The sequence below is a fragment of the Hyphomonas sp. genome, assembly GCF_018402285.1.
In the GTDB taxonomy this organism is placed as follows: Bacteria; Pseudomonadota; Alphaproteobacteria; order Caulobacterales; family Hyphomonadaceae; genus Hyphomonas.
The window spans coordinates 396,791-422,617 of sequence record NZ_JAGYJH010000006.1; the positions used below are offsets into that span (position 1 = coordinate 396,791).

Here is a 25,827-nt window from a genome sequence, read left to right on the forward strand (position 1 = left end):
TCCAGCCTGCCATGCGACAATGACGGAGCTGTGAAGAGGAAGGTCGTCATGATCGCAAAAACACCGCAGGCGCCTTATTGGGCGGTCATCTTCACTGCCGTCTTCTCAGGCCGGGAGGCGGAGGAATATGCCCAAACGGCTGCCCGCATGGTCGCCCTGATGAAGACGGTGCCGGGCTATCTTGGATATGAAACCGCGCAGAGCCCGGGCGGGGGCGAAATCACCGTTTGCTACTGGGAAAGTGAGGCTGGCATCCGCGCCTGGAAACAGAATGCCGAACACCTCGCCGCCCAGAAGCGCGGCCGCGACGCCTTCTACAGCGCGTACCATATCCGCGTGGCGAAAGTGGAGCGTGCCTATGGCTTCTGACCCATCAAAGATGGCCAAGCGTGGCAAAGAACTCGTCCACCGACATCCAGACGCCCCGCGGCGTACACGGGCTGGAGGCGAGCGCAATGCGCTGCGGCCGGTCGCCAAACCGTCCGCGCAGATGCTGCTCCAGCGCGCGGGAGAGGCCGGCCGGCGTGGCGAGATCGCCTTCATCATCCGCCGCCCGGACCAGCACATCCGCAATGAAGTGCTCGATAAGCTCATCGCCGCCTTCCCGGCTGCCATAGAACAGGCCTGCGCACGCCCGCAGGGCCGGCAGGCAGTGCTGCATGCAATCGGCAATTGAGGCAAAACGGCCTGAATCTGCCTTTATTTCATACCACTTTAGGTTGCTATCGACTGCGAAATGCGGGTTGGGCATCATCATGGCGCGCCCTCCCGTATCGCGCACAGCGCCCGGGCCGAGATCTCTAATATTTGCAGAGAATTTTGAGTTTCCTCATTGCAGTTTTGCATGGTCTTTCCCCTTGTCGTTGGGGATTGGAACGGCCTGGCAGCGTGCTTGTTCCCTGAACGCTACATTTAGGGATTGAAAAATCGGCCGGTGCGCCCTTCGGGCAACACACGGCTCCGGAAACTTTTTCAGTCCCGCCCCGGCCCTATCACGCCTCGCCGGCGCCATGCATCCTTTTGGGGGCTGGCGCGTTAGGATCGCGGGGGGCTGATCCCCCATGCCTGGGAATTAGCACCATGACTGTAGAAAGCCTCATTATTTTCCTGCTGATCGGCGCTCTCGCCGGCTGGCTGGCCGGCGTGATCGTCAAAGGCTTCGGCTTCGGCCTTGTCGGCAACATCATCATCGGCATCCTCGGCGCCTTCATCGCCGGCTATCTCTTTCCGGCCCTGAATGTCAGCCTCGGCGCCGGTATTATTGCTTCGATCCTGCACGCCACCATCGGCGCAGTTCTGCTCCTGCTCGTCGTGCGGGTCATCAAGCGCGCCTGACCCGGCGCCACACGCCTGGCTGAAACCTGTCCCGCCTGCGTCCAGCTGGCGGGGCAGGGGCTTCCTGTTTCCCGCTCGCCAACAAAGACTTCCCAACAAAGACTTCCCAACAAAGACTGGCGATGCCCCCCGAAACGCGCTATGCGGCCCCCTTTCTTTTGCGGGGGCCCCGCCCATGACGATCCGCCATTTCCTCGACATCTGGCCGCTGGAGAGCGCAGAACTCCGCGCAATCCTCGATCAGGCCCATGCCATGAAGAAGGCGCGGCTCGGCTGGCCGAAGGGCAAGGTCGACCCCGGCGCCCCGCTCGACGGCCATACCCTGGCGATGATCTTCGAGAAGTCCTCGACCCGTACGCGCTTCTCCTTCGACATGGCGATGCGCCAGCTCGGCGGCGCGTCCATCACTGCAACGTCCAGCGACATGCAGCTCGGCCGCGGCGAAACGGTGGAAGACACCGCCCGCGTCCTTTCCCGCTATGTCGACGCCGTGATGATCCGCGCCAACGACCATACCGAGGTTGAAGCCTTCGCCGGGGCGGCCTCCGTGCCCGTCATCAACGGCCTCACCGACCGCTCCCACCCCTGCCAGATCATGGCCGACCTGCAGACGCTGGAAGAGCACGGCCTTACGCTGAAAGGCGCCCGCATCGCCTGGGTCGGCGATGGCAATAATGTCTGCGCCAGCTTCATCCATGCTGCGCCCAAATTCGGCTTCTCCCTCGCCATCGGCACACCGGCCCGCTTTGCTCCGGATGAGGATGATCTGGAAATCGCTGCCGAGCTTCAGGGCCGGATCGATCTCTATGGAACCGCCGAGGAAGCCGTCGCCGGCGCCGATGTCGTTATCGCCGACACGTTTGTCTCCATGGGCGATACCGACGCTGAACGCCGCCTGCAGATTCTCGAGCCCTTCGCTGTGACCGAGGAGCTGATGGCGCTGGCAAATGGAGGCGCGAAATTCCTCCACTGCCTCCCGGCCCACCGGGGTGAGGAAGTCGACGCCGAAGTGATCGACGGACCGGCAAGCCTCATCCTCGACGAAGCGGAAAACCGCCTCCACGCCCAGAAGGCCATCCTGCGCTGGTGCCTTGGAAAATAGAACTGCCCATCACTTTTGCGCGCCCCCCGCTTGGCGGGTACGGGCACGCGCCCTAGGGTCCCGCCATGGCTGACACACTTTCCACCCCTGCAAAGTTCTCCCATCCTCACGTCACCGCCAAGGGTGAGCCCCGCGCGAGCGTCGCCTGGACCGGCCTGAAAACCCTGTGGCTGAACACCGGCACGCTCTGCAATATCGAATGTGCCAACTGCTATATCGAGAGCAGTCCGAAGAATGACCGTCTGGTTTATCTGACCCTCGCCGATGTCCTGCCCTTCCTGGACGAGCTGACACAGCCTGCCGAAATCGGCATCACCGGCGGCGAGCCTTTCATGTGCCCGGACATTCTGGCTATCATGGACGCCGCGCTGGAACGCGGCCACAGCCTCCTTCTCCTCACCAACGCCATGCGCCCGATGATGCGCCCGCGCATCCAGGCAGGCCTTCAGGACATCGCCGCCCGCTACGGCGCCCGCATGACCCTGCGCGTCTCCCTCGATTCCCATGACGCGGCCCTCAACGATGCCGAGCGCGGGGCAGGGGCCTTCACCGAGGCCTGCGCCGGGCTTGCCTGGCTTACGCAGGCAGGCATTCCGCTGGCGCTTGCCGGGCGCCAGTCGCTGCACGAAAGCGAGGCTGCCGCGCGCGAGGGCTACCACGCGCTCATCACGCGTCTCGGTCTTCCCATTGACGCCGATGACCCCAGACAGCTGGTCCTCTTCCCGGAGATGATCGCGCGCGACGATCCGCCTGAAATTACCACCGCCTGCTGGGGCATCCTCAATAAGTCGCCTGACAGCATCATGTGTTCCAGCCAGCGCATGGTCGTGCGCCGCAAGGGCGCCTCCGCCCCCCGCGTGCTCGCCTGCACCCTGCTGGTCGACGACCCGGCCTTCGACCTTGGCAACACCCTGCGCGAAGCCACCGCCGCCCCGGTCAAGCTCAACCATCCCTGGTGCGCCAGCTTCTGCGTGCTGGGCGGGGCAAGCTGCTCGGCCTGAGGGCGTCAGGAAACTGCTGCAAATCAGCCCATTGCGCCCGCCCCCTTGTCCTTTGGGGCCCTCGCTGCCACATGGGGCGCCTTGAAAGACCCGTAGCCCGAAAGGGGCATGTCCCATGACCCAGCCCGCCTTCCAGACCACAGATTTCACCGCCAGCTTCCAGATCCATGAACGCCCCATCCGCGGGCGCGTCGTGCGCATGGGCGAAGAGAGCATCACACCCATCCTGGCGCGGCATGACTATCCGGAAAATCTCGCCCGCGTGCTGGGCGAGGCCGTGGCCCTGGCGGCGCTGGTCGGCTCGTCCCTGAAATTCGACGGGCGCATCCTCGTTCAGGCCGAAGGCGATGGCCCTGTGCGCATGCTGGTGGCCGAATACAGCACCAGCGGCGGCGTGCGCGGCTATCTGCGCTTTGATCAGGAAGCCTGGGCAAATCTTGACCGGCTCAACAAGGGCAAGCCGCCCCACATGCCCCAGCTCTTCGGGCGCGCGGGCCGGCTCGCCCTCATCCTCATGCAGGACAATCCGAACATCCAGCCCTATCAGGGCATCGTGCCGCTCAACAAGGGTACGCTCGCCCAGTGTGCGGAGGATTATTATGCAATGTCCGAGCAGGTGCCCTCACGCATCCGCCTGTCGGTCGAGCCCCTCGCCGGAGGCGGCTGGACCTGCGGCGGCATGATGATCCAGCGGATCGCCGGCGATGAAAACCGCGGCGACACCAGCGAAGACTGGCGCGAAGCCGAAGCCCTCTTTGCCACGCTCACCCCGGCCGAGCTGATCGATCCAGGCCTTCCGGTGACGGATCTTCTATTCCGCCTGTTCCATGAACAGGGCGTGCGTCTTGAAGAAAGCCGCATCGTGGACGACCGCTGTACCTGCAATGAGGACCGCCTCCTCACCACCCTGCGGGCAATGCCCGAAGAGTCGCTGCGCGATCTCGTCGAGCCCGACGGCAACCTCGCGATAGACTGCCAGTTCTGCAGCCGCCATTACGCCCTCCCGATCGAGCGCGTCACCGGGCCGGTGAACTGACCGCGCAAGGCCCGGTCCGGCCCCTGCGAACTGCCAGCTTACTCGCCCGCGTCCATTGCCAGGATGATCTGGGAATAGCCTGTCGCCAGCCGGCCCATATTCTCGACCGCGAGGCGTTCATTCGTGCCGTGAAAACCGGTCAGGTCATCGGGTGACATGATCGCAGGCGCAAAGCGGTAGACATTCGGGGTGATCGCGCTGGCATAGCGCGCATCCGTGGCACCCAGAACAAGGCCCGGCGCGGCCGGCGCGCCGTCCGCCGTCGCCTCGGCGACACTTGCCAGCACCGCATAGGCGAGATTGTCCGTGGGCGAAACCGGCGAGGCGCCCTGACCGCGGATGCCCTGCTGACCGATCTCGATCTCGATGCCGTCTATCCCGGCGGTCACCTTGCGCACATGCTCGATGATGTCTTCTTCGGTATCATTGGGATGTATACGGAAGTTCACCATCGCGCTGGCGCGCTGGGCCAGCACGTTCTCCTTCGCTGATCCCGCCAGCATCGTCGGCGCGGTCGTCGTGCGGATCATGGCGTTGCCTGCGGCGATGCCGCTCATCTGCTGGTCGATCATGCCTTCAAAGAGCCAGGTATTGGCGAAAGCCATTTTCTGCAGGAACGGCATGTCATTGGCGGCCGAGCGGAAAAGATCAGACACCGGAGGTTTGGAAAAGTCTGCCTTCATCTGGTTGTCGTCGAGCGCCACCACGGCCCGGGCAAGGCGTACGGCGGCCGAATCGCGCGGCGGCGTGGACGAGTGCCCGCCCGCGCCGGTCGCGATGATTTCCAGTGTCAGGTATCCCTTTTCGGCAATTCCGATAAAGCCCATCGGCTTGCCTGTCAGAGGCGAGGGGTCAACGATCATGAAGCCTTCGTCCAGCGCCATTTCCGGCTCGATGCCGCGCGCCTTCAGAAGGGCAACGCCCGCTTCCGCGCCCGATCCGGAAACTTCCTCATCATGGCCGAACATGAAATAAATCGTGCGCCGGGGCTGAAACCCCGAAACGGCAAGCGCCTCGGCCGCTTCCATCAGCGCAACGAGTGAGCCTTTGTCATCAATCGTGCCGCGCCCATAGACATAGCCATCCACGATTTCGCCGTCGAACGGCCCGCCGGTCCAGTCGCGTTCGGTGCCGATGTTCACCGGCACAACATCCTGGTGCGCCATCAGCAAAATGGGGTTGAGGCCCGCGTCAGATCCCTGCCAGGTGTAGAGCAGGGTCAGCGTGCCTGGCACCAGTTCCTTTTGCATCGCAGCATGGGCGGCCGGATAGGTTTCCTCCAGCCATTGGTGAAGCTCGAGCCACGGTCCTTCCTGGCCCGGGCGCGGATCGCCGGGCGCCAGCGTGATGGTGCGGAACTGGATCGCGCGGGAAAGATTTTGTGCGCCGCGCTCGGCCGAGATCGCCGGGGCTTCGGGAAGTTCGACGCGCGCGCCAACCGGATCGGCGCCATAGCTCGCCGTGCGGAACAGGATGACGGCCAGCAATATGCCGATGATGCCGCCCAGGCCGACCAGAATGTTGCGGATCATGGCGACGCCTCTCCTTCCTGCTTTTGGAACTGCAGTTTGCGTGGCATCGCTTCCACGTCAAGCGAGGCGGCAGTTAAAAAATGACTTGGCCGTCACCTTGGCTCAAGGCAGTGTGCGCGCCATGTCCCAATCCGGTTCCAAGCGTTTGTCGTTCCCGCGAGTGCTGGCGTTTGCCTCGCTCAGCATCCCCATCGCCGGCGTCGGCCTGCCCCTCGGTGTCTATCTCGCGCCGCTCTACGCCAATGAAGCGCCCAACGGGGTGGGCCTTGGCCTTGAGCTGACCGGCCTGCTCTTCATGCTGCTCCGCTTCTGGGACATCTTCACCGATCCCATCATGGGTTACATGGTCGACCGCTACCGCACACCTCTGGGCCGCGTGCGCCACTGGATCATCCTCTGTGTACCAATCCTCGGCATCTCCACCTTCTTCGTCTACATGCCGCCCGTTGGGGCAGGGCCGGCTTATTTCATCGGATGGATGCTGGTTTTCTATATCGGCTTCACGTTGCTGCAGACGTCCCGGTCATCCTGGGTGCCTGCCATTGCCAGCGATTATGACGACCGCTCGCGGCTGTTTCTCTGGCCTGAGATCATATCCGTTTTCTCCATGCTCGCCCTTTTGGCCACCCCGCTCATTCTCTCCACAATTGGCGTGGAGGCGGACCGGTTCGGTCAGGTTGCCGTCATGGGCTGGGTGATGATCATCGCGCTACCTATTGTGGCAGCACTGGCTTGCTTCTTTGTGCCCGATCCTCCTTTGCGCGGCGAGTCCAAGCAAGTCGAGAAGTTCGAGCTCCGGCCCTTGCTCCAGGCCATACGCGGCCCGATGTTCAGCCGGCTTCTGACGATTGAGCTCCTCGTCTCAACCGCCATTTCGGTGACCGCCGCCAACTTCCTCTTTGTTGCCGAATACGCCTTCGGCGCCAGCGACGCGCAGACCAGCCTGACACTCATGCTGTTCTTCGTCATGGCAATCATCGCGCTGCCTTTCTGGCTGTGGCTCGCCAAGAAAACCGAAAAGCGCACCGCCTACTTTATCGCCACCACCTTCTCCGGCATCGCCTTCATCGCCTTCATTCCGCTGGCGCCTTATGGCAACTTCACCACCTTCCTGATTGCCTCGCTGATTGCGGGCATCCCGTTCAGCGCGCCGATTTTCCTTGCGCGCGCGATGACGGCAGATGTCGTCGAATGGCAGGCCGCCGAGACCGGGGAAAACCGCGCAGGCAATTTCTACGCGCTGCTCACAAGCTTCAACAAGGTCGGCTCCAGCCTTGCCTTCGGTGTAGGCTATTTCATCGTCGGCCGGATTGCCGGTTTCCGGCCTGGCCAGGAGAATTCGGACGCGGCCGTCTTTGGCCTCGTCCTCGTCTTCGGCTTCCTGCCGGGCTTGCTGTATCTGCTCGCTGGCTTCCTGGCGCGCGGCTATCCGCTGACGCGCGCCGTGCAGGAAGAAACCTCCCGACGGCTTGAGGGCAGGGTGGAAGTCTCCTCCGCCCCGCCACCGGCCGACTGATCGTCAGAAGCCGCCGCCCTCGGCGAGCCATTCCTGCTCGTCCGGCGTGCTCTCGCGCCCGACGGCTGCATTGCGGTGCGGGAACCGGCCGAACTGGGCGATAGCGTGGAGATGCTGGTGGGCATAGTCGAGCGTGTTCTTGGCAAAGTCCCTGAACTCGTCGCGCGCTTCGCTGGCAAGGCGGGTGAAGAGGGCCACGGCCTGTTCCTGATCAGCCATCGCCTCGGAGTGCTCGAGCGGCAGGTAGAAGAATACCCGTTCGGTCTCGGACAACCCGCGATCCTCGCCTGCCGCCAGGCCTTCCTTGCACAGATGAAGCGCCAGCATGTCCTGCGCAAATGCTCGCGGGCTACCGCGAAAGATGTTCCGGCTCATCTGGTCGAGCACGATAATGGCCGACAGTCGCTGGCGCGCCCCGCGCGCGGCCCAGTCGCGGGCGAGCGGCCCGGCCGAGAGCGTTTCGAGCAATGGCTGGAACTGCGCCGTCAACAGGCGGTCAAACGCTTCCCCGCCCTTGAACCAGAGGGGTGCATGGGTCTTGAGCACGTCTGGCGAAGAAGCCGAGCCGCCAAACCAGAAGGCATGGACGGTCGAGGGTGAGGGCAGGGCGATCACGGCGCAGGCCTCCGGGCGACGACCATATAGTTTACGCTGGTATCGCCCGACAGTTTCCACGCGCCGCTTAGGGGCTGGAAGCTGACACCGATGGGCGGATCGGTTTCCATTCCGGCACTCTGGAGCGGCCCGGACACATCTTCCGGCGCGAGGAATTTCGACCAGTCATGCGTTCCGCGCGGCAACCAGCGCAGGATGTATTCGGCCCCGATCACCGCCGTGGCGAGCGCCTTGGCAGTCTTGTTGAGCGTTGCGACGATCATCAGCCCGCCGGGCTTCACCAGCCGGGCGGTGTCCATCAGGAACCTGGAGGGATCAGCCACATGCTCGACCACTTCCATGTTGAGGACGATGTCGAACGCGGCTTCGCCCGCCGCCAGAAGGCCTTCTGCGGTGCCGGCGCGGTAATCGATGTTGAGGCCCTGCTGGCTCGCATGGGTAAGGGCGGTCTTGATATTGGCCTCGGAGGCGTCCACCCCGGTGACTGCTGCGCCGAGACGCGCCATCGGCTCGGAGACGAGGCCCCCGCCGCAGCCGATGTCGAGCAGGCGCAGGCCCTTGAGCGGGGCCAGTTGACCCAGGGGCAGGCCAAAATGCCGCTCGGCTGTCTCGCGGATGAATTTCAGCCGGGTGGGGTTGAACCGGTGGAGCGGCTTGAACTTGCCGTTGGGGTTCCACCAGTCTGCTGCCATGGCCGAAAATTTGGCCACCTCATCCGGGTCGATGCTGGGGGTCACCGGCAGGGCGTCAGACGCGTCAATTGTTCTCGCCATTGTTTAGCAATCCTGTTTGATCCCGGCCGAACTTTCTTCTAGAGGGGCCGATATATGAGCGGGCCTCAAGGGGCCATAAGGTATTTGGGGCGAAATGGCGCGGACAGTACTCAAATTCGGCGGCACTTCGGTCGGCGATCTCGACAGGATTGCGAATGTAGCTGAGATCGTCGCCGCCCGCGCGGCCAAAGGCGAGAAGATGGCTGTTATTGTCTCGGCCATGTCGGGCGAGACCAACAAGCTGGTCGCCCTCGCGGACGGAGCCGCCGGCAAGGACCTGCCGCGCCACCTCTATGACGATGAATATGACGTTGTGGTCGCCTCCGGCGAGCAGGTCACCGCCGGTCTCCTCGCGCTTGCGCTGCGCCGCCGGGGCCTGAAGGCCCGCTCCTGGCTCGGCTGGCAGCTGCGCCTGAAGACCGACAACAGCCATGGCCGCGCCCGCATCATGGGCTTTGACGACAGCTCGCTGCCTGATTCCATCGACAGCGGCGAAATCGCCGTCGTTGCCGGGTTCCAGGGCGTGACCGATGACTTCCGCGTTACCACGCTCGGCCGGGGCGGGTCCGATACCAGCGCCGTGGCCGTCGCCGCCGCGCTTGGCGCGCGGATGTGTGACATCTACACCGATGTGGACGGGGTCTACACGACCGATCCGCGCATCGTTCCCAAAGCCCGCCGCATCGACAAGATTTCCTATGAGGAAATGCTCGAAATGGCCTCGCTTGGCGCCAAGGTGCTTCAGACGCGCTCGGTTGAGCTGGCGATGAACCATGGCGTTCCGGTGCGCGTGCTGTCCAGTTTTGTGAAACCCGGCGAGGAGAGCCCCGGCACCCTCGTCTGTTCAGAGGAAGAGATCGTGGAAAAACAGGTCGTCAGCGGCGTTGCCTATTCCCGGGACGAGGCCAAGGTCACGCTTTACGGCGTGCCCGACAAGCCGGGCTCGTCGGCCAAGATCTTCTCCGCGCTCGCCCGCGCCGGCGTGAATGTGGACATGATCGTCCAGGCCTCCTCCCGCGAAGCCTCCAAAGCCAACCTTGTCTTCACCTGTACGGACCGGGACAGCCCGTTCGCCCGCGAAACGCTGGAAAAGCTCCAGGCAGATGTCGGCTATGAGCGGATTGAGGTGATCCGCGACGTATCGAAGATCTCGATCATCGGCGTCGGCATGAAGAGCCATACCGGGGTTGCGGAAAAGATGTTCACTGCCCTTTCGGAGAAAGGCATCAACATCGATGTTATCGCCACCTCGGAAATCAAGATTTCCGTTCTGATCGCCGCGCCCTATACAGAACTGGCGGTACGCGCACTTCACACAGCATTCGGGCTGGACGCAGACTGACGGGTCACCGTAGACCGGGAGAGCATGCCGTATAACCTGCCGGCCACCCGAGTTCTGATGAACAGCCTTCGCCAGGTGATGGCCGAGGAGGGTGACGCACGTTCGCGCCTTGACCATGTCGTGCGCATCATTGCCTCCACCATGGTCGCAGATGTGTGCTCGATCTATCACCGCGAAGCCGACGGAACGCTCCTGCTGATCGCCACCGAGGGTCTCAAGCCCGAAGCGGTCAACAAGACACGCATGGGCTCCAGTGAAGGCCTGGTGGGCTATGTTGCCCGCACCGCCGAGCCGATTGCGATTGAAGACGCGCCGCGCCATCCGGCCTTCTCCTACCGCCCGGAAACGGGCGAAGACCCGTTCCACGCCTTCCTCGGCGTGCCGATCCTGCGCACCGGCGGGGTGATCGGCGTGCTGGTCGTCCAGAACCGCACCGAGCGATCCTACCGCGATGAAGAGATCGAAACCCTCCAGACCATCGCCATGGTGCTGGCCGAGATCGTCCACCGGATCGAGGAAGACCAGTCCAGTCCCCAGCCCGAACGACGTTTCCGGGGCCAGAGCGGGGGAAATCTGCGCGGCCGGATCTTCTGCGAGGGGCTCGGCTATGGCCGCGCCGTGCTGCACGATCCGGTGGTGCCAGCTGCTCGCTTCTTTGCGGCCGACCAGAAGCAGGAAGCCCTCCGCCTGACGCAGGGTCTTAAGGACCTGCGCGTCTCGATTGACCGGATGATGCTGATCGACGGGGCCGCGCTGGGTGAGGACCCGCGCGACGTGATGGAGGCCTACCGCCTGCTGGCGCACGATAACTCCTGGGCCGAAAAGCTGCAGGAAGGCGTGCGCTCTGGCCTTTCAGCAGAGGCCTCCGTCGACCGCGCCCGGCGCGAGCACCGCGCCAAGATGCAGGCTGCGCGCGATCCCTACCTGCGTGAGCGCCTGCATGACCTGGAAGACCTTGACAACCGCCTGCTGCGTATCCTCGGCGGGGATGAGAACAAGCCCCAGATCACCGGTGAAAACAGCGTGCTCGTCGCCCGGCGCCTTGGTCCGGCTGAGCTTCTGGAATACGCCAAGACCGGCCTCATGGGCATCCTGATGGAGGAGGCGGCGGCCTCGTCCCATGCCGCCATCGTGGCCCGCGCGCTCAGCATTCCTGCCATCGGTGGCATCGAGGGGCTGACCACCCTGATCGAGCAGGGCGATTATGTCATCGTCGATGCCGAACAGGGGCAGGCCCACATCCGGCCAGATGACGCCGTTTATGACGCCTACAAGTCCCGCGTATCGCTGCGCTCCGAGCGTCAGGCCATCTATGCCAGCCTCAAGGGGCTGCCGGCGCAGACAAAGGACGGCCAGGGGCTCTCCCTGATGCTGAACGCGGGTCTCGATCTCGACCTCGACATGCTGGATCAGGCAGGCGCTGATGGTGTCGGGCTGTTCCGCACCGAATTCCAGTTCCTTGTTTCCGAGACCCTGCCGCGGCTGGAAGACCAGGTGTCGCTCTACCGCCGCGTGCTGGAGCGGGCCGGTGGCCGACCGGTGATCTTTCGCACGCTGGACCTCGGCGGCGACAAAGTGCTGCCAATCCTCAACCAGCTGCGCGAGGAAAACCCGGCGCTCGGCTGGCGCTCGATCCGCTTTGCGCTCGACCATAAAGGCCTCTTCCGCCGCCAGCTGCGGGCGCTTGTCCGCGCGGCCGGGGAAGGGCCCCTGACCGTCATGTTCCCGATGGTGACGACGCCTGAAGAGTTCCGCGCGGCCCGCGCCCTACTCGAGGAAGAGGTCGAGTGGACGGCCGGGCGGACTGGCAAACGCCCGTCCAAGCTCGAGATCGGGGTCATGCTGGAGACCCCGGCGCTGGCCTTTTCGCTATCAGACCTGGCCGGGGAGGTCGACTTCCTCTCGGTCGGCACCAACGATCTTCTGCAATTCTTCTTTGCCGCTGACCGGATGACGCCTTCTGTCTCAGAACGCTACGACCTTATCAGCCCGGCGGCGCTGCGCTTCCTCCGGATGGTGGCCGAGACCTGCCGGACGGCAGGCATCCGCCTGTCGGTCTGCGGCGAGGCGACGGCGGCGCCGCTGGCAGCGTTCTGCTTTGCCGCTTTTGGCTATTCCAGCCTGTCTATGTCGGCCTCGGCCATCGGGCCGGTCAAACAGGCCCTAAGGTCCATTGATCTTGGCGGATTCCGGAAGGGGCTCGACAGCGCCCTCGAAAAGCCGAACGGAGCGTTCCGTAACCAAGTATTAGGGATCGCGATTGAACATGGGGCGGATATACCGGACGCATGAAGCCGGCTATGACGGGATGATGGCTTATTTTTCATGGCCTGGACCGTTTTTTGCCAAAATTGATACCCATATGGCAGCGGTCAGAAAGACTGGTAGACTATGGCACACAATATGACGCCCGAACCGGTAGAGGACGGACAGAAGTCCGAAGAAGCTGTGACGGAAAACGGAACGGATCGTTCGAATGTAACCCCCATCTCCCCGCGCGCCGCGCGTGAGCTGGAAGTGCGCGAAGGCCGTGTCCGCGCTGAAGAGATTTTCCGCACCGCAGAATATGAAGGCGAAGCGCTCCGCATGGGGCAGGTCCTGCGCCGCGTTCGCGAAGTGCTCGGCTATCAGCTGACCGAAATCGCCAAGGAAACCCGCATCCGCGACAATTTCCTGATGGGGATCGAGCGGATGGAAGTGCAGACCATCGCGCCGGGCTATCTGAAGGCGTACCTGCTGACTTATGCGCGTTATCTTGGCCTGCCAGAGCAGGAAGTCGTGCAGCGCTATACGCGTGAATGCGGCGGGCTTGATGAGGTCAAGTCGGCCGCGCCCGTGCCGAAAATGGGTCAGATCGATAAAAATGCCACCAAATGGCCCCTGATCGTGGCGGGCGCTGCTCTGCTGGCGGCGGTGGTCGCCGCCGGTGTGACGGCCATGGTCATGATGAACAACGCGCCCGAAGAGCTCCTGAGCGAAGCGCCGGTGGCCGTCTCCGGCGCCCGCGACAGCCTGTTTGCCGATGTGCGCCCGCAAGCTGGTGCCCCGGTGGAACTGCCGCTCGAGATTTTCGCCGCCCGCCAGGGCTGGCTGGAAGTGCGCGGCGCCGATGGCACCATCTTCCTCAGCCGCACGCTGGCGGAGGGGGAAACCTACTTCCCGCGCCTCAACGCCAGCTGGACCGTGTCAGCCCGCAATGGCGGCGATTTCCAGTGGCGCGTTGGTGACGTAGTGATCGGCCCCATCGGTCCGGATGGGGCGCAGGTCTTCTCGGTCTCGGTCGATGAGCAGCTGCCGCTGGCCGCCGAAATGCTGGCCCCGCCTGCCGTTCCAGCCGCCGAGGACGACCCGGCGACACAGTGAGGCCTTTACGGGGCCGCCTGCAGGCGCCACATCTGGCTTCAGCCTGCCTGCAGGTTCAGGCAAGATCCGTGATGCGAGACGCCCTATGAGCCACAATCCGATCCGTCCCTGGCGCAATATCGACCGGCGCAAGTCCCGTCAGATCCGGGTGGGCAATGTTCTGGTGGGCGGGGACGCGCCGATTGCCGTGCAGTCGATGACCAACACGCCGACCGAGGACGCGGCCGCAACCATCGCCCAGATCCAGCTCTGCGCAGACGCCGGCGCCGACATCGTGCGGGTGTCCTGCCCGACAGAAGAGTCAACCAAAGCGATGCGCGAGATTGTCAGGGCTAGCCCCGTTCCGCTCGTCGCCGACATCCATTTCCACTATAAGCGCGGCATCGAAGCCGCCGATGCAGGCGCTGCCTGCCTGCGCATCAATCCGGGCAATATCGGCTCGCCGGCACGGGTGAAGGAAGTCGTTGCCGCCGCGCGCGCAAACGGCTGCTCGATGCGGATCGGGGTCAATGGCGGCAGCCTGGAACGCCATCTTCTGGAAAAGTATGGCGAGCCCTGCCCGGACGCGATGGTGGAAAGTGCGCTCGAGCATGCACGCATCCTCGATGACCTTGGCTTCCACGACTACAAGATCTCGGTCAAAGCCTCCGACATGTTCCTGACCGTGGCGGCCTATCAGCTACTGGCAGAGGCCACCGACGCGCCGCTGCATCTGGGTATAACGGAAGCCGGCGGACTTCGTACGGGTACGGTCAAATCCTCCATCGGCATGGGCGCACTGCTCTGGGCTGGCATCGGCGACACGATCCGCGTTTCCCTCTCGGCCGAGCCTGAGGAAGAGGTGAAGGTCGGCTTCGAGATGCTCAAATCCCTCGGCCTGCGCACGCGCGGGGTGAATATCGTCGCATGCCCGAGCTGCGCGCGTCAGGGCTTCGATGTCATCCGTACGGTCGAGACGCTGGAGAAGCGCCTGGCACATGTGTCCGAGCCGATCTCGCTCTCCATCATCGGCTGCGTCGTCAACGGCCCCGGCGAAGCGGCCATGACCGATCTTGGCTTTACCGGCGGGGGCAAGGAAAGCGGCAAAATGTTCGTCAACGGACGGGCAGATCACAATGTTTCGAATGCCGACATGGTCGAGCACATTGTCAAGCTGGTCGAAGACAAGGCTGCGCGCCTCAAGGCGCAGCGCGAGGCCGAGACCGAAGAAGTTCCGGCAGAGTAGCTGTCGGCTCAGAGCGGCGCGCAGCGGCTCGCCGGGATCAGGGCTGCTGCGGCATCATAGGCCGCCTGCGTCGGGGCAAGTCTGCGAATGAGCGCGAGCGCCTGCGGCTTTGCCAGGATCACCTGTTCGGCATCGCCATAGTCATAAAGGTCCTGACCGTCCATCGCGACGATCACGCGGCGCACACCGGTCGCCCCTTCGGCCCGCGCGTCAAGTGACCCGGCATAGACATTGTCCGTGTCTGCCTCAAAGATCGACAGTGATCCATATTCCGGCCAGGCGGGCACTGACAGCTCCACCGGGCCTTCCGACACATCAATCAGGCAGATGGCATAGGCAAGATCAGGCGAGGGGCGCACCACCGACTGCGTCTCCGGGTTTATCCGCGCGCTCATGGTCCAGCTGTGCGCCGGGATACCGGTGTCGGCCATGCGTTCGCGGACGGTCGACATGATGCGACCGGGCAGGGCGCTGAGCACGGCAAAGTGCGCCAGAAGGAAGGTAACAACAAATGCGGCAAGGCCGGTCAGGAAGGGGCGCATCACGCGTCTCCTCCGCAGGTCAGGCGTTTCACGCTGGGCGTGGGCAGAACGCCTTCGGGATCGGCGATCAGCTCGGGTGTCGGCTTGTAAATGCGCAAGGTCATGTCGAAGTCGCCCGCCTTGTGGCTTGACACCCAGTTGCCGGTCTGGGGACCTTCGGCCGCGACCTTGAACGACCAGGCCGCGCTGTCTCCGGACACGGCCGCCTTGGTCATGTCGAACGACAGGGCGTTGTCCTTGTTGCGGGGCAGGTAGCTGGTTGCGTCATAGAGGGTGATCGACCACCACTGGCCGGGCATGTCCCCGCCGCTCACCTCATAAGTGCAGTCTTCGGACAGGCGGTTTCCGCCTGAGTCCACATTGGTCGTGAAATAGACCGCTTCTTCCTTGGTCAGCGCCAGGAGGCCATGCCGGGCGACCCGCGCGCGCGTCCAGGGGTTGGCCGCCGGAGAGCCTATGGTCCAGTCGCTGTTCCAGCCATTGACGCCGATCTGGTTGCCCACACTGGCCCCCGAGCCGATCATGCCGGCGGCAGACAATGCCGTGACAGCGCCCGCTGCAAGCCCGAGCACGCCGCCCATGAGAAGAGTGAGACTACGCATGGCCTCACGCTATCGTGACTGTGCAATACGGCAAGGGGCAAACAGAAGAGGGCTGGGACGCACCCCCGCGATGCGCTAGCACAAGTCGGTGTAATGGGCTTCTTTTCCGGGTGTATGTGATGGTGCTGCGGGTTCTTCGCTGGATTGGCATCGGCCTCCTGGCCGGCCTGATGCTGCTCATCGGGTCGAGCTGCACCCTGCTCGGCCTCAACTATGCGAGCCTCGACACTTACAACAAGCCCGCGGCCACTCCGCCTATTAATGTGGCCGCGCTGATCTCCGATCCGGCTGAGCGCGACCGGCTGAAGGGTCTCTTACAGGACACCCTCTATGGCAGCTGGCCAGGCGGTCTGGCGGTCTCCTTCGGGGACTGGCGGGTGATCGTGCCGGACTATCTGGAAGGGCGCGGGTCTCTGGAAGAGATCGACATCACGATCGGCGCCGGGGCAGGCGCGCGCACGTTCCAGCTGGTGGCAGCATTTCCCTACGGCGCTGCCGGCGCGCCGGTCGTGATCGCTCAGACCTTCGGCTCCAATTGCGCGACCTTTCCCGAACAACCCGTCACCAGCATGGATGGCGACCCCTGCGCGGTGCATGACTATGGGCCGATTGTCGGCTTCATCGTTTCGTCCGTGTTCGGGGAATACATCGCCGAAGCGCCGGTGAGCCTCTATTTCGATGCGGGCTTTGCCTATGCCAGCTTCCACGCCAGCGATTTCGTGCCCGATGACGCGGACGAAGCCGGCCCTGCCATCGCGGCGCTCGGCGGCGACCCGGCCCCCGGCAGCGCGCTCATGGCCTGGGCGTATGCTTTCTCGGCGGCCATCACGGCGCTGGAATCAGATGACCGCGTGGACGACAGCCGCATGGCGGTTCTCGGTCATTCGCGGCATGGCAAGGCGGCCTTGCTGGCCGCCGCCTGGGACAGGCGCATTGACGCGGTGATCGCCCATCAGACCGGTTTTGGCGGCGCGGCACTGTCGCGTTCGCCGTCGGGCGAGCGGCTGGACCGGATGGTGGCGTCCTATCCGCACTGGCTGGCGCCGTCGGCTCCCGGGTACGCCGCCGATCCCGACACATTGCCGTTCGACCAGCACCATCTGCTGGCGCTGATTGCCCCGCGCCCGCTGTTCCTGGGTAATGCGCGGCGGGACGTATGGTCAGACCCCAACTCCAGCTACCGCGCTGCCTATGCGGCCAGCGAGGTCTGGCGCGCTTTCGGAGAGACAGGCCTGAAGGATGAGATGACGCATTTCGATCCGGCGGCCGATATCGCGTTTTTCATGCGCCCCGGCGGGCATTCCATTGTGGATGACGACATAGAGGCGTTCCTGGCATTCCTGACGGCGCATCTGGGCACAAAGCGCCAGTTGCCAAACCCGATGACGGCGCCCTAACCTCTGCAGCAATAACAACGCTGTGGGAGGCACCATCAATGGCAATACCGGAAATCGAATTTCTCAAACCTGTCCTCGCGCTGGTCATCTGGACCTGCGTGATGTGGATCTGGATGTACGCGCTGCGCCTGCCGGCGTTCAGCAAGGCGGGCATCAAACCCGATGATGCGCGCCATCCGGGCACCTATTCGGACAAGCTGCCCCCGCATGTCCGATCGGCCGCGGACAATTACAACCACCTGCACGAACAACCGACCATCTTCTATGCGCTGATGTTCTTCATGGCGCTGACCGGAGGCGGGGACACTCTCTCCACCACCGTGGCCTGGGTCTATGTCGGCCTGCGCATCGCGCATTCCTTCGTGCAGGTTGTCATCGGTTCTGTGGCGCTGCGGTTCCTGGTGTTTGCGGCTGGCACGTTCTGCCTGTTTTTCCTGGCCGGTAAGGAAGCCCTGCGTATCTTCGCCTGACCGGCAGCCCGGGCTTCCAAGAAGCATGAAAGCGGATTAAAGGGCGGGCCATGTCAGCCTTGTCCCAATTGCGCCTGCAGCAGGTGATCGACCGGTATGAGGAGGTTGAGGCCCGTATGGGCGCAACCTCCGACACGTCGGAGATCATCACCCTTTCCAAGGAACACGCCGAGCTGCGCCCGGTGGTCGAGAAGGCGCGCGCGCTTCTGACTGCCCGGAAGGGACTTTCCGAGGCCGAGGCCATGATTGCCTCGGGCGACAAGGAGATGGCCGAACTCGCCGAAATGGAGATTGAAGATCTCCGCGAACGCCTTCCGGTGCTGGAGCAGGAAATGCAGCTCCTGCTGCTACCAAAGGATGTCGATGACAAGGCCGACATCGTGCTTGAAGTGCGTGCCGGCACGGGCGGGGATGAGGCGGCGCTTTTCGCAGGTGACCTCTTCCGCATGTATACCCGCTTTGCCCAGCTGATGGGCTGGAAAGTGGAGATCGTGGACGCCTCGGCGGGCGATGCGGGCGGCTACAAGGAAATCATCGCCAACGTGTCGGGCGACGGCGTGTTCGGGCGGATGAAATGGGAGAGCGGCGTGCACCGTGTGCAGCGCGTTCCCGCCACCGAAACGCAAGGCCGCATCCACACCTCGGCGGCCACGGTGGCTATTCTTCCGGCGCCGGAGAATATCGAGATCGAGGTGCGCCCGGAAGACATCCGTATCGATACCATGCGTGCGTCGGGCGCTGGCGGCCAGCACGTTAACAAGACCGACTCGGCGGTGCGCATCACTCACCTGGCAACGAACATTGTCGTGACCAGCTCGGAGAAATCCCAGCACGTCAACCGCGACAAGGCGATGGAACAGCTGAAGATCCGCCTTTACGAGCGCGAGCGCGCCGAGAAGGACGCGATCCGTTCCGAGGCGCGCGCAAGCCAGGTCGGCTCGGGCGATCGCAGCCAGAAAGTGCGCACCTATAACTATCCGGAAAACCGCCTGACCGATCACCGCATCGGACTGACGCTCTATTCGCTCGACAGGATCATCACCGGCGACAAGCTGGGCGATGTGATCGATGCTCTGATCACGGAAGACCAGTCCCGGCGCCTCGCCTCCCTGGAGGCAGGTGCGTGAGCGGCGGACTTGCCGGGCGGGTGACAAGCCTCTGGCGCCATCCGGTGAAGGGATTTACGCCCGAACGCCTGAGTGAAGTAGTCCTCACAGAAGGGGCCCATTTTCCGTGCGACCGGATGTTTGCAATTGAGGATGGCCCGTCGGGATTTGACCCTGCTGCGCCGGTGCATATCTCCAAGACGCGCTTCACGGTGCTGGCCCGCTTGCCGAAGATTGCTGCGATCCGTACCCGGTATGATGAGGCAACAGGCGTTCTGACCGCCTCACATCCTGACTTTGAAGACGTGCAGGCGCAAATGAATGAGGCAGCTGGACGGGACGCGCTGGCCGACTGGGTCGCGCAGGTTCTGGGCGAAGACGCGCGGGGGCGCTGAAGGTTCTTCCGGCACCGGACGGTCATCGCTTCATGGACAGCCGCTCAGGCTTTGTGTCGATCATCAATCTCGCCAGCCTGCGCGATCTGGAAGCCAGGACCGGCCGGGCGATCGATCCGCTGCGCTTTCGCGGCAACATCCTGGTCGATGGCTGGCCGGCCTGGAGCGAGCATACGCTGGCCGGAAAAACAGTGACACTGGGCGGCGCGGCGTTGAAGGGCATCAAACCCATCACCCGATGCACGGCCACGCATGTTGATCCGGTCACGGCGGAAGCCGACATGAACCTTACCGCCGCGCTCTATCAGAATTACGGCCATATGGAGTGCGGCCTCTATGCCGAAGTCATGGCAGGCGGGCGTATCTCGCCGGGCGATGAGGCGGGCGCGTGAGCGAAACACTGGCGGCGGCTGAGCGGCGTATTGCGCAGGAACTGGCCGCGGCCGGTATCGGCGAAGCAGCTCTGGAGGCGCGCCTTATGCTGTCGCACGTTACCAGGCTGAGCCGGGCGACGATGATTGCCCAGTCTGATCGGGCTCTGACGCCGGACGAAACGCAGGCATGCCGGCAGGCGCTCAGCCGCCGTTCGGCGCGCGAACCTCTCCAGCACATCCTGGGCGTGACGCAATTCTACGGCCTCGACATTCGCACGGACGCCCGCGCCCTCATTCCGCGCCCGGACAGTGAATGCGTCGTTGAAGCTGCGCTTGACCGGCTGCCGAAGGATCAGTCGCTCGCGCTTGCAGATCTCGGTACCGGAACAGGCTGCCTCCTCGCCGCGCTGCTCACCCAGCGGCCCCAGGCGCGCGGGGAAGGGGTAGAGGCAAGCCCTGAGGCGGCTGAACTTGCCCGCGAAAACATCGAAGCCCTCGGCCTGACAGACCGCGCCAGCATCTTTTCCGGCTCCTGGGCAGACTGGCACGGATGGGCCAGGGCTGACCTCATCATCTCCAACCCGCCCTATATTGCCTCGGGCGTGATCCCGGCCCTCGAGGCAGAAGTGCGCGATCATGATCCGATGAGCGCGCTGGACGGCGGCGCCGACGGGCTGGACGCTTATCGCCAGATCATTTTTCTGGCCAGAGCAGCGATGAAGCCCGGCGCCTGGCTGGTCCTGGAGACCGGCTACGACCAGAAAGCAGCCGTCATGGACCTGCTGGCCGCTTCCGGCTTTGTCGAGGCGGCGTCCGGGGCTGACCTTGGCGGCAATGACCGCTGGGCGGCCGCCCGCAGACCCCTTTAATTCTGCTCACATTTTCCCTTGGCGGACCCTGCGATACACGTTACATAAGGTGTCGGTGAGGGGCCGCCCGCAATTTGCGCGGGTGCAGATGCAAGCTCCCGCCCGGGATCGGTTGAAACGGCAGCGTCGATACTCAAGCCCCGTCTGCATGCAGAAGCTGATGGTTCTGACATATGCTTGCCGGCGATCACAGGCATACTTTGAAACAGGATACTCCGAATGAAACGCTCACGCGGGCGCAACAGACGCTCAGGCGGCAATCCGCAGAATGCTTTCAACAATCCCAACCGCCACTATGAGAGTGTCGGTCCGGACGTGAAAATCCGCGGCTCCGCTCAGCAGGTCCTGGAGAAATATCTCCAATATGCCCGCGACGCGCAGACCAGCGGTGACCGCATTCTCTCCGAAGCCTACTACCAGTTCGCCGAGCATTATCAGCGCATCGTCGCCAAGCAGACCGAAGCGCGTGTTCAGCAGCAACAACCCCAGCAGAACAGGGGCGACCGGCGCGATGATCGCGACAACCGCCCCAATGGTGACCGTGACTATCGCGGCAATCAGCCCTCTGAAGGCAGCGATGCCGGCGATGAGGCTGCCGGTGAAGCCGTCGTCACCTCCACGCATCCGCGTCATGATGATGAGGGCGAGCGCGCTGATTCGCTCCGCGTCATCGACAATGACGATGGCAGCGACGACGCCATCGCCGAAGAAGCCGGTGAAATCGCCGCCGAGGACGCCCCGGTCGAGCGCGACCGTGGTCCCCGCAGCAATGCCCGCCGCAAGCCTTACAAGGCACGTGAAGAGCGCGCGCCCCGCCAGAAGGAAGAGACGGCAGCTGAGCCTGCCTCGGAAACAGATGGCGTGATGAAGACCCTCTCCCGTGGCCGCCGCCGCCCTCAGCGGAAGAGGCTGCCCCGGCCGAGACGACCGACTGATCCGGTCACGCAAGGTCTAGGTAATTCTACTGCGACGCCCCGCCCTTCCGGCGGGGCGTTTCGTTTTGCGCCGCAGTGCTTGCGCGGCGGGCCCATCGTTCCCAAATCCACGTCAACACCGGCTGCCGCTGAGCGGGGCCGGGCGAACTCTTCAATCTGCCTCCAGAAGGGGATGAACCCATGAACCTTGACCAATACACAGAACGCGCCCGCGCCATCATCCAGGGCGCCCAGACATCCGCGCTGGCCATGGGCCATCAGGTGCTGACCCCGGCGCATATTCTCCAGACACTGCTGGAAGACCGCGACCAGCTGGCGGTGAACCTCATCCGCGCAGCCGGCGGGCGGCCGGAGCTGGCCGTGCAGGGCATCGACGCTGCGCTCGGGCGCGTGCCGAAAGTGTCCGGCGCCGGAGCAGGGGGCCTGCGCCTCGAACAGGCCGGCGCCAGGCTTTTCCAGGACGCCGAAGCCGGCGCCAAGAAGGCCGGCGACGCGTTTGTCACCGCAGAGCGCCTGTTGCTCGCCATTGCCGGGCTCGCTGGCGATCCGGCCGCGGATGTGCTCAAGGCTGCGGGCGTTACTCCCAGGACGCTTGAGGGCGCCATCGCCCAGCTGCGCCAGGGCCGCACGGCCGACACTCAGAATGCGGAAGAAGGCTATGAAGCGCTCAAGAAATACGCCCGCGACCTGACCAAGGATGCCCGCGAAGGCAAGCTTGACCCCGTGATCGGGCGCGACGAGGAAATCCGCCGCGCGATCCAGGTCCTCTCGCGCCGCTCGAAGAACAACCCGGTGCTGATCGGTGAGCCGGGCGTCGGCAAGACGGCGATCGCCGAGGGCCTTGCCCTTCGCATCGTCAATGGCGACGTGCCCGAGAGCCTTAAGGACAAGAAACTCCTGGCCCTCGACATGGGTGCGCTGATTGCGGGCGCCAAGTTTCGCGGTGAGTTCGAGGAGCGGCTGAAAGCCGTCCTGAACGAAGTTCAGCAGGCAGACGGCGGCATCATCCTGTTCATTGACGAGATGCACACGCTTGTGGGCGCGGGCAAATCTGAAGGCGCAATGGACGCATCAAACCTCCTGAAACCTGCGCTCGCGCGCGGGGAGCTGCACTGTATCGGCGCCACGACGCTGGACGAGTACCGCAAATATGTCGAAGGCGACGCAGCGCTCGCCCGCCGCTTCATGGCTGTGTTTGTGGATGAGCCGACCGTGGAAGACACAATCTCGATCCTCCGGGGTCTGAAGGGGCGCTACGAGGCCCATCACGGCGTGCGCATTTCCGACGCGGCCATTGTTGCCGCCGCCACGCTGTCAAACCGCTACATCACCGACCGTTTTCTACCCGACAAGGCCATTGACCTGATGGACGAGGCCGGGTCGCGCCTGCGCATGCAGGTCGATTCCAAGCCCGAGGAACTCGACGAGATCGATCGGCGCATGTTGCAGCTGAAGATCGAAGCTGAAGCGCTCAAGAAGGAAAAAGACACCGCCTCGCAGGACCGCCTGAAGACGCTGGAAGGCGAGATCGCGGGCCTCGAGACGCGCTCGCGCGAACTCACCACCGCCTGGAGCGCAGAGAAGGACAAGCTGAAAGGCGCCGCTTCTGCCAAGGAGAAGCTCGACCGGGCCTATTCCGACATGGCCGAAGCCCAGCGCCAGGGCGACCTTGCCAAGGCATCCGAGCTGAAATTCGCCACCATCCCGCAGCTGGAGAAGCTGATCGCTGAGGTGGAATCCAAGGGCGACGCAGAAGGCGGGCTCGTCTCAGAAGTCGTCCGACCAGAGCATATTGCCGGCGTGGTTTCAAAGTGGACCGGCATCCCGGTCGACAAAATGATGGAAGGCGAGCGCGAGAAGCTGCTGCGCATGGAAGATTCCCTGCGCGGACGGGTTGTCGGCCAGGAAGACGCCCTGCTGGCGGTCTCCAACGCCGTGCGCCGCGCGCGCGCAGGTCTGCAGGACCCCAACCGTCCGATCGGCTCCTTCCTCTTCGTTGGCCCGACAGGCGTAGGCAAGACAGAACTTACCAAGGCGCTCGCCGAATTCATGTTCGACGATGACACCGCCATTCTCAGGCTCGACATGTCGGAGTTCTCAGAGAAACACTCGGTTGCCCGCCTGATTGGCGCGCCTCCGGGTTATGTCGGCTATGATGAAGGCGGGGTCCTGACCGAGTCCGTCCGTAGGCGTCCTTATCAGGTCGTTCTGTTTGACGAAGTGGAGAAGGCCCATCCGGACCTTTTCAATACGTTGCTGCAGGTGCTCGATGATGGCCGCCTCACGGATGGCCAGGGCCGCACGGTGGACTTCAAGAACACGATTATCATCATGACCTCAAACCTCGGCGCCGACGCGCTGGCGAGCGGGGAAGAGGGAGAGGTGTCCGAGCAGGCCCGCGAGCATGTGATGGGCGCCATCCGCCGCCATTTCCGCCCGGAATTCATCAACCGGATTGACGAAATCGTCTTCTTCAAACGCCTTGGTCGCGGCGAAATCGATCATATCGTTGACATCCAGATGGGCCGCCTCGAGCGGCTCCTCAAGGACCGGAAAATGAAGCTCGACCTCAGCCTTGATGCGCGCAACTGGCTTGCGGCGCGGGGCTATGATCCGGTCTATGGCGCGCGCCCGTTGAAGCGCGTCATCCAGAAGGAGCTGCAGGACCCGCTCGCGCGGCTCTTGCTGGAAGGCCGCATCCTCGACGGAGAGACGATCCATGTCGGCGTCGAAGGCGACGGGCTCTCCATCAACGGCGTACCCAACGACTTCGCCAAGGGCCGGGCCGCGCTCAACTAACGCGGCCTGAAAATTGTGAAAGCGGATGAACTCGCCTCGGCGCCCTCAAGGCGCCGGGGCGTTTGTTATTCCGGAGGCTGCTGTGCTTGCGGCAAACAGCTGCCCGCCCGGCGCCTGATTGCGGAACGCGTCAATCGTGTCGCGGTAGGCTTCAAAGGCGGCGAAGACAGTTTTTTCCTCTGTCAGATCTCGTCCGGTTGGTAGCGCCAGCGTTACAGGGTTCACGTAGAAGCCGTTGCGCAGCACTTCATAATGCAGGTGCGCGCCCGTGCTGGATCCGGTCGAGCCGACATAGCCGATTACGTCGCCGCGCATCACGGTGCGTCCCGGGGTCAGGCCTTCGGCAAAGCCGGACATGTGGGCATAGACCGTCTCATAGCCGCGTTCATGCTGAATACGGATGAACCAGCCATAGCCGTCGCCCCAGCGCATGTCTGTCACAAGCCCTGATCCTGCCGCGCGAATGGGCGTGCCGATTGGCGCGCGGAAGTCGAGGCCCGCATGGAGAAGCATTTCGCCTGTAATCGGGTGAAGCCGGTTGCCGAACCCGGAATTGACCTCTGCCCCGCGCACGGGATCGCGCAGCAGGAACTCATCCCCGGCAATGCCGCTGCGGCTGTAGAATTCAGGCAGGCCAGTGTCTTCCGGGGTAAACCGGTACCAGCTGCCGGAAGCTTCTTTGCCATTGAACGCAGCAAAGACAAGGTCGCCCGCTTCCAGGAAATTGCCTCGCTCGTCGGTGACCACTTCGATCACGGCGTCAAACCGCTCGCCCTTGCGCCCACCTTTGGCGAGGGCAGGGTCTTCCGGGAAGAGACCGGCAAACATTTCGGCATGCTGGCGCGTGCCGCCGCCTTCGGTGATGGCATCGGCAAGGGTCGTGTCGATGCGGCCCGCCACGCGGTGGAGCACCGTTGTCGTGCGCGCCGAGAGCAGATTGGCCGTAAAGCCGCCTTCGGCGCTCCGGCTGGCAACGAGGGTCGCCTTGGGGCTTAGCTTGGCGCTGACGCCGGCGAGGCGTTCTGCGCCATCGCCGCTGTCTTCAAACCAGGCTGACAGCGGCGTTCCCGGCCGCAGGCGCTGGCCACGGGTGGGCGAGGCATCGCGCAGGGCCACGGCTGCGGCGGCCGCGTCTCCCGGGCTCGCGCCGAGAACTTCCAGGACATCGACCGTCGAAACGCTCGCCGTGACTGTCCCGGTCCGGGTCACGGCCTGGCTTTCGCCGGCTTCGGCGCGCAGGTCGTTGAACTGGAGAAGGCCCAGGGGCTTGAGGACTTCAGGCTGCGCCCGAACGAGCAGGAAGAGGGCCAGGATGAACACGATCACGGCGGCCCCGCCGATCCGCTCCATCGTGCGCGAAGACATGTCCAGACGCCGCACAGCGACCGGTATCCGAGGCGGCTTTCGCGTCCGTTTCATGCCGTGTCTCCCATCCTGGGCCCGTTAAGGGGCGAGGTCTGGCAGGGGCCAAGCAAGAAAGGGACCAGAATCGCCCCAG

Annotated in this window: 25 protein-coding genes; 18 read left to right on the forward strand and 7 right to left on the reverse strand. The window is 63.9% G+C overall.

Annotated elements, in window-relative coordinates:
- Nucleotides 1-48: 48 nt before the first annotated feature.
- Nucleotides 49-369 carry an antibiotic biosynthesis monooxygenase gene (locus tag KG722_RS13740; protein WP_213272480.1) on the forward strand — a complete coding sequence of 107 codons (321 nt, stop codon included), beginning with the start codon at nucleotides 49-51 and terminating at the stop codon, nucleotides 367-369.
- Nucleotides 370-373: 4 nt separating this feature from the next.
- Here KG722_RS13740 and KG722_RS13745 read toward each other — a convergent pair whose 3' ends face one another.
- A complete protein-coding gene (locus KG722_RS13745; protein ID WP_213272488.1) occupies nucleotides 374-757 on the reverse strand; it encodes a hypothetical protein in 384 nt (127 codons plus the stop codon).
- Between the two features lie 323 nt (nucleotides 758-1,080).
- On the opposite strand from KG722_RS13745, the gene KG722_RS13750 reads away from it, so the two are divergent.
- The 4 genes from KG722_RS13750 to KG722_RS13765 all read left to right on the forward strand — a co-directional run bounded on the left by KG722_RS13750 (nucleotide 1,081) and on the right by KG722_RS13765 (nucleotide 4,474).
- Nucleotides 1,081-1,335, forward strand: a complete 255-nt coding sequence (locus KG722_RS13750; protein WP_213272490.1) for a GlsB/YeaQ/YmgE family stress response membrane protein — start codon at nucleotides 1,081-1,083, stop codon at nucleotides 1,333-1,335.
- Between the two features lie 175 nt (nucleotides 1,336-1,510).
- Nucleotides 1,511-2,437: an ornithine carbamoyltransferase gene (argF, locus tag KG722_RS13755; RefSeq protein ID WP_213272493.1), complete on the forward strand. Its 927-nt coding sequence runs from the start codon at nucleotides 1,511-1,513 to the stop codon at nucleotides 2,435-2,437.
- 65 nt (nucleotides 2,438-2,502) lie between these two features.
- Nucleotides 2,503-3,438 (forward strand): radical SAM protein, encoded by a 936-nt coding sequence (locus tag KG722_RS13760; RefSeq protein ID WP_213272495.1) that lies wholly within the window; start codon nucleotides 2,503-2,505, stop codon nucleotides 3,436-3,438.
- A 115-nt stretch (nucleotides 3,439-3,553) separates the two neighbouring features.
- Nucleotides 3,554-4,474, forward strand: coding sequence for an Hsp33 family molecular chaperone HslO (locus KG722_RS13765; protein WP_213272497.1), 921 nt, complete (start codon nucleotides 3,554-3,556; stop codon nucleotides 4,472-4,474).
- A gap of 38 nt (nucleotides 4,475-4,512) precedes the next feature.
- Here the strand turns inward: KG722_RS13765 and KG722_RS13770 are convergent, their stop codons facing one another.
- Entirely contained in the window at nucleotides 4,513-6,006 is a 1,494-nt protein-coding gene (locus tag KG722_RS13770; RefSeq protein ID WP_213272499.1) for a M20 family peptidase, read from the reverse strand.
- 121 nt (nucleotides 6,007-6,127) lie between these two features.
- Here KG722_RS13770 and KG722_RS13775 point away from each other — a divergent pair, with 121 nt between their 5' ends.
- On the forward strand, nucleotides 6,128-7,522 hold the full coding sequence (locus tag KG722_RS13775; protein ID WP_213272501.1) for an MFS transporter: 1,395 nt from the start codon (nucleotides 6,128-6,130) through the stop codon (nucleotides 7,520-7,522).
- A 3-nt stretch (nucleotides 7,523-7,525) separates the two neighbouring features.
- On the opposite strand, the gene KG722_RS13780 is transcribed toward KG722_RS13775, so the two are convergent.
- Both KG722_RS13780 and ubiG read right to left on the reverse strand, forming a co-directional pair.
- Nucleotides 7,526-8,137, reverse strand: coding sequence for a DUF924 family protein (locus tag KG722_RS13780; protein WP_213272503.1), 612 nt, complete (start codon nucleotides 8,135-8,137; stop codon nucleotides 7,526-7,528).
- Nucleotides 8,134-8,910 carry a bifunctional 2-polyprenyl-6-hydroxyphenol methylase/3-demethylubiquinol 3-O-methyltransferase UbiG gene (gene ubiG / locus KG722_RS13785; RefSeq protein ID WP_213272505.1) on the reverse strand — a complete coding sequence of 259 codons (777 nt, stop codon included), beginning with the start codon at nucleotides 8,908-8,910 and terminating at the stop codon, nucleotides 8,134-8,136. The genes KG722_RS13780 and ubiG overlap by 4 nt, the downstream gene beginning before the upstream one ends.
- Before the next feature lie 94 nt (nucleotides 8,911-9,004).
- Between ubiG and KG722_RS13790 the strand changes: the two genes are divergently transcribed.
- The 4 genes from KG722_RS13790 (at nucleotide 9,005) to ispG (ending at nucleotide 14,840) form a co-directional block, all read left to right on the forward strand.
- Nucleotides 9,005-10,252 (forward strand): aspartate kinase, encoded by a 1,248-nt coding sequence (locus KG722_RS13790; RefSeq protein ID WP_213272506.1) that lies wholly within the window; start codon nucleotides 9,005-9,007, stop codon nucleotides 10,250-10,252.
- A gap of 24 nt (nucleotides 10,253-10,276) precedes the next feature.
- Nucleotides 10,277-12,544: a phosphoenolpyruvate--protein phosphotransferase gene (ptsP, locus tag KG722_RS13795; protein WP_213272507.1), complete on the forward strand. Its 2,268-nt coding sequence runs from the start codon at nucleotides 10,277-10,279 to the stop codon at nucleotides 12,542-12,544.
- A gap of 99 nt (nucleotides 12,545-12,643) precedes the next feature.
- Nucleotides 12,644-13,615 (forward strand): helix-turn-helix domain-containing protein, encoded by a 972-nt coding sequence (locus KG722_RS13800; protein WP_213272508.1) that lies wholly within the window; start codon nucleotides 12,644-12,646, stop codon nucleotides 13,613-13,615.
- 85 nt (nucleotides 13,616-13,700) lie between these two features.
- Nucleotides 13,701-14,840, forward strand: coding sequence for a flavodoxin-dependent (E)-4-hydroxy-3-methylbut-2-enyl-diphosphate synthase (gene ispG, locus KG722_RS13805; RefSeq protein ID WP_213272509.1), 1,140 nt, complete (start codon nucleotides 13,701-13,703; stop codon nucleotides 14,838-14,840).
- 8 nt (nucleotides 14,841-14,848) lie between these two features.
- Here ispG and KG722_RS13810 read toward each other — a convergent pair whose 3' ends face one another.
- Both KG722_RS13810 and KG722_RS13815 read right to left on the reverse strand, forming a co-directional pair.
- Complete coding sequence (locus KG722_RS13810) at nucleotides 14,849-15,382, reverse strand: DUF1254 domain-containing protein (protein ID WP_213272510.1); 534 nt, start codon at nucleotides 15,380-15,382, stop codon at nucleotides 14,849-14,851.
- Complete coding sequence (locus KG722_RS13815; RefSeq protein ID WP_213272511.1) at nucleotides 15,382-15,984, reverse strand: DUF1214 domain-containing protein; 603 nt, start codon at nucleotides 15,982-15,984, stop codon at nucleotides 15,382-15,384. The genes KG722_RS13810 and KG722_RS13815 overlap by 1 nt, the downstream gene beginning before the upstream one ends.
- A 119-nt stretch (nucleotides 15,985-16,103) precedes the next feature.
- Here KG722_RS13815 and KG722_RS13820 point away from each other — a divergent pair, with 119 nt between their 5' ends.
- The 8 genes from KG722_RS13820 to clpB all read left to right on the forward strand — a co-directional run bounded on the left by KG722_RS13820 (nucleotide 16,104) and on the right by clpB (nucleotide 24,329).
- Nucleotides 16,104-17,381 carry a hypothetical protein gene (locus KG722_RS13820; protein ID WP_213272512.1) on the forward strand — a complete coding sequence of 426 codons (1,278 nt, stop codon included), beginning with the start codon at nucleotides 16,104-16,106 and terminating at the stop codon, nucleotides 17,379-17,381.
- 38 nt (nucleotides 17,382-17,419) lie between these two features.
- Nucleotides 17,420-17,851: an MAPEG family protein gene (locus tag KG722_RS13825; RefSeq protein WP_213272514.1), complete on the forward strand. Its 432-nt coding sequence runs from the start codon at nucleotides 17,420-17,422 to the stop codon at nucleotides 17,849-17,851.
- 50 nt (nucleotides 17,852-17,901) lie between these two features.
- A complete protein-coding gene (gene prfA / locus KG722_RS13830; RefSeq protein WP_213272516.1) occupies nucleotides 17,902-18,978 on the forward strand; it encodes a peptide chain release factor 1 in 1,077 nt (358 codons plus the stop codon).
- Nucleotides 18,975-19,352, forward strand: coding sequence for an MOSC N-terminal beta barrel domain-containing protein (locus KG722_RS13835; protein WP_213272518.1), 378 nt, complete (start codon nucleotides 18,975-18,977; stop codon nucleotides 19,350-19,352). Before prfA ends, KG722_RS13835 begins: the two co-directional genes overlap by 4 nt.
- Nucleotides 19,353-19,384: 32 nt before the next feature.
- The gene (locus tag KG722_RS13840; RefSeq protein ID WP_213272520.1) at nucleotides 19,385-19,744 is read left to right on the forward strand and encodes an MOSC domain-containing protein; all 360 of its coding nucleotides are present in this window, start codon (nucleotides 19,385-19,387) and stop codon (nucleotides 19,742-19,744) included.
- Complete coding sequence (gene prmC / locus KG722_RS13845; RefSeq protein WP_213272522.1) at nucleotides 19,741-20,595, forward strand: peptide chain release factor N(5)-glutamine methyltransferase; 855 nt, start codon at nucleotides 19,741-19,743, stop codon at nucleotides 20,593-20,595. The genes KG722_RS13840 and prmC overlap by 4 nt, the downstream gene beginning before the upstream one ends.
- 219 nt (nucleotides 20,596-20,814) lie before the next feature.
- Complete coding sequence (locus KG722_RS13850; protein WP_213272523.1) at nucleotides 20,815-21,714, forward strand: DUF4167 domain-containing protein; 900 nt, start codon at nucleotides 20,815-20,817, stop codon at nucleotides 21,712-21,714.
- Nucleotides 21,711-24,329 carry an ATP-dependent chaperone ClpB gene (gene clpB, locus KG722_RS13855; RefSeq protein WP_213272525.1) on the forward strand — a complete coding sequence of 873 codons (2,619 nt, stop codon included), beginning with the start codon at nucleotides 21,711-21,713 and terminating at the stop codon, nucleotides 24,327-24,329. The genes KG722_RS13850 and clpB overlap by 4 nt, the downstream gene beginning before the upstream one ends.
- Before the next feature lie 45 nt (nucleotides 24,330-24,374).
- Here clpB and KG722_RS13860 read toward each other — a convergent pair whose 3' ends face one another.
- The gene (locus KG722_RS13860) at nucleotides 24,375-25,748 is read right to left on the reverse strand and encodes a M23 family metallopeptidase (protein WP_213272527.1); all 1,374 of its coding nucleotides are present in this window, start codon (nucleotides 25,746-25,748) and stop codon (nucleotides 24,375-24,377) included.
- Nucleotides 25,749-25,827 lie beyond the last annotated feature (79 nt).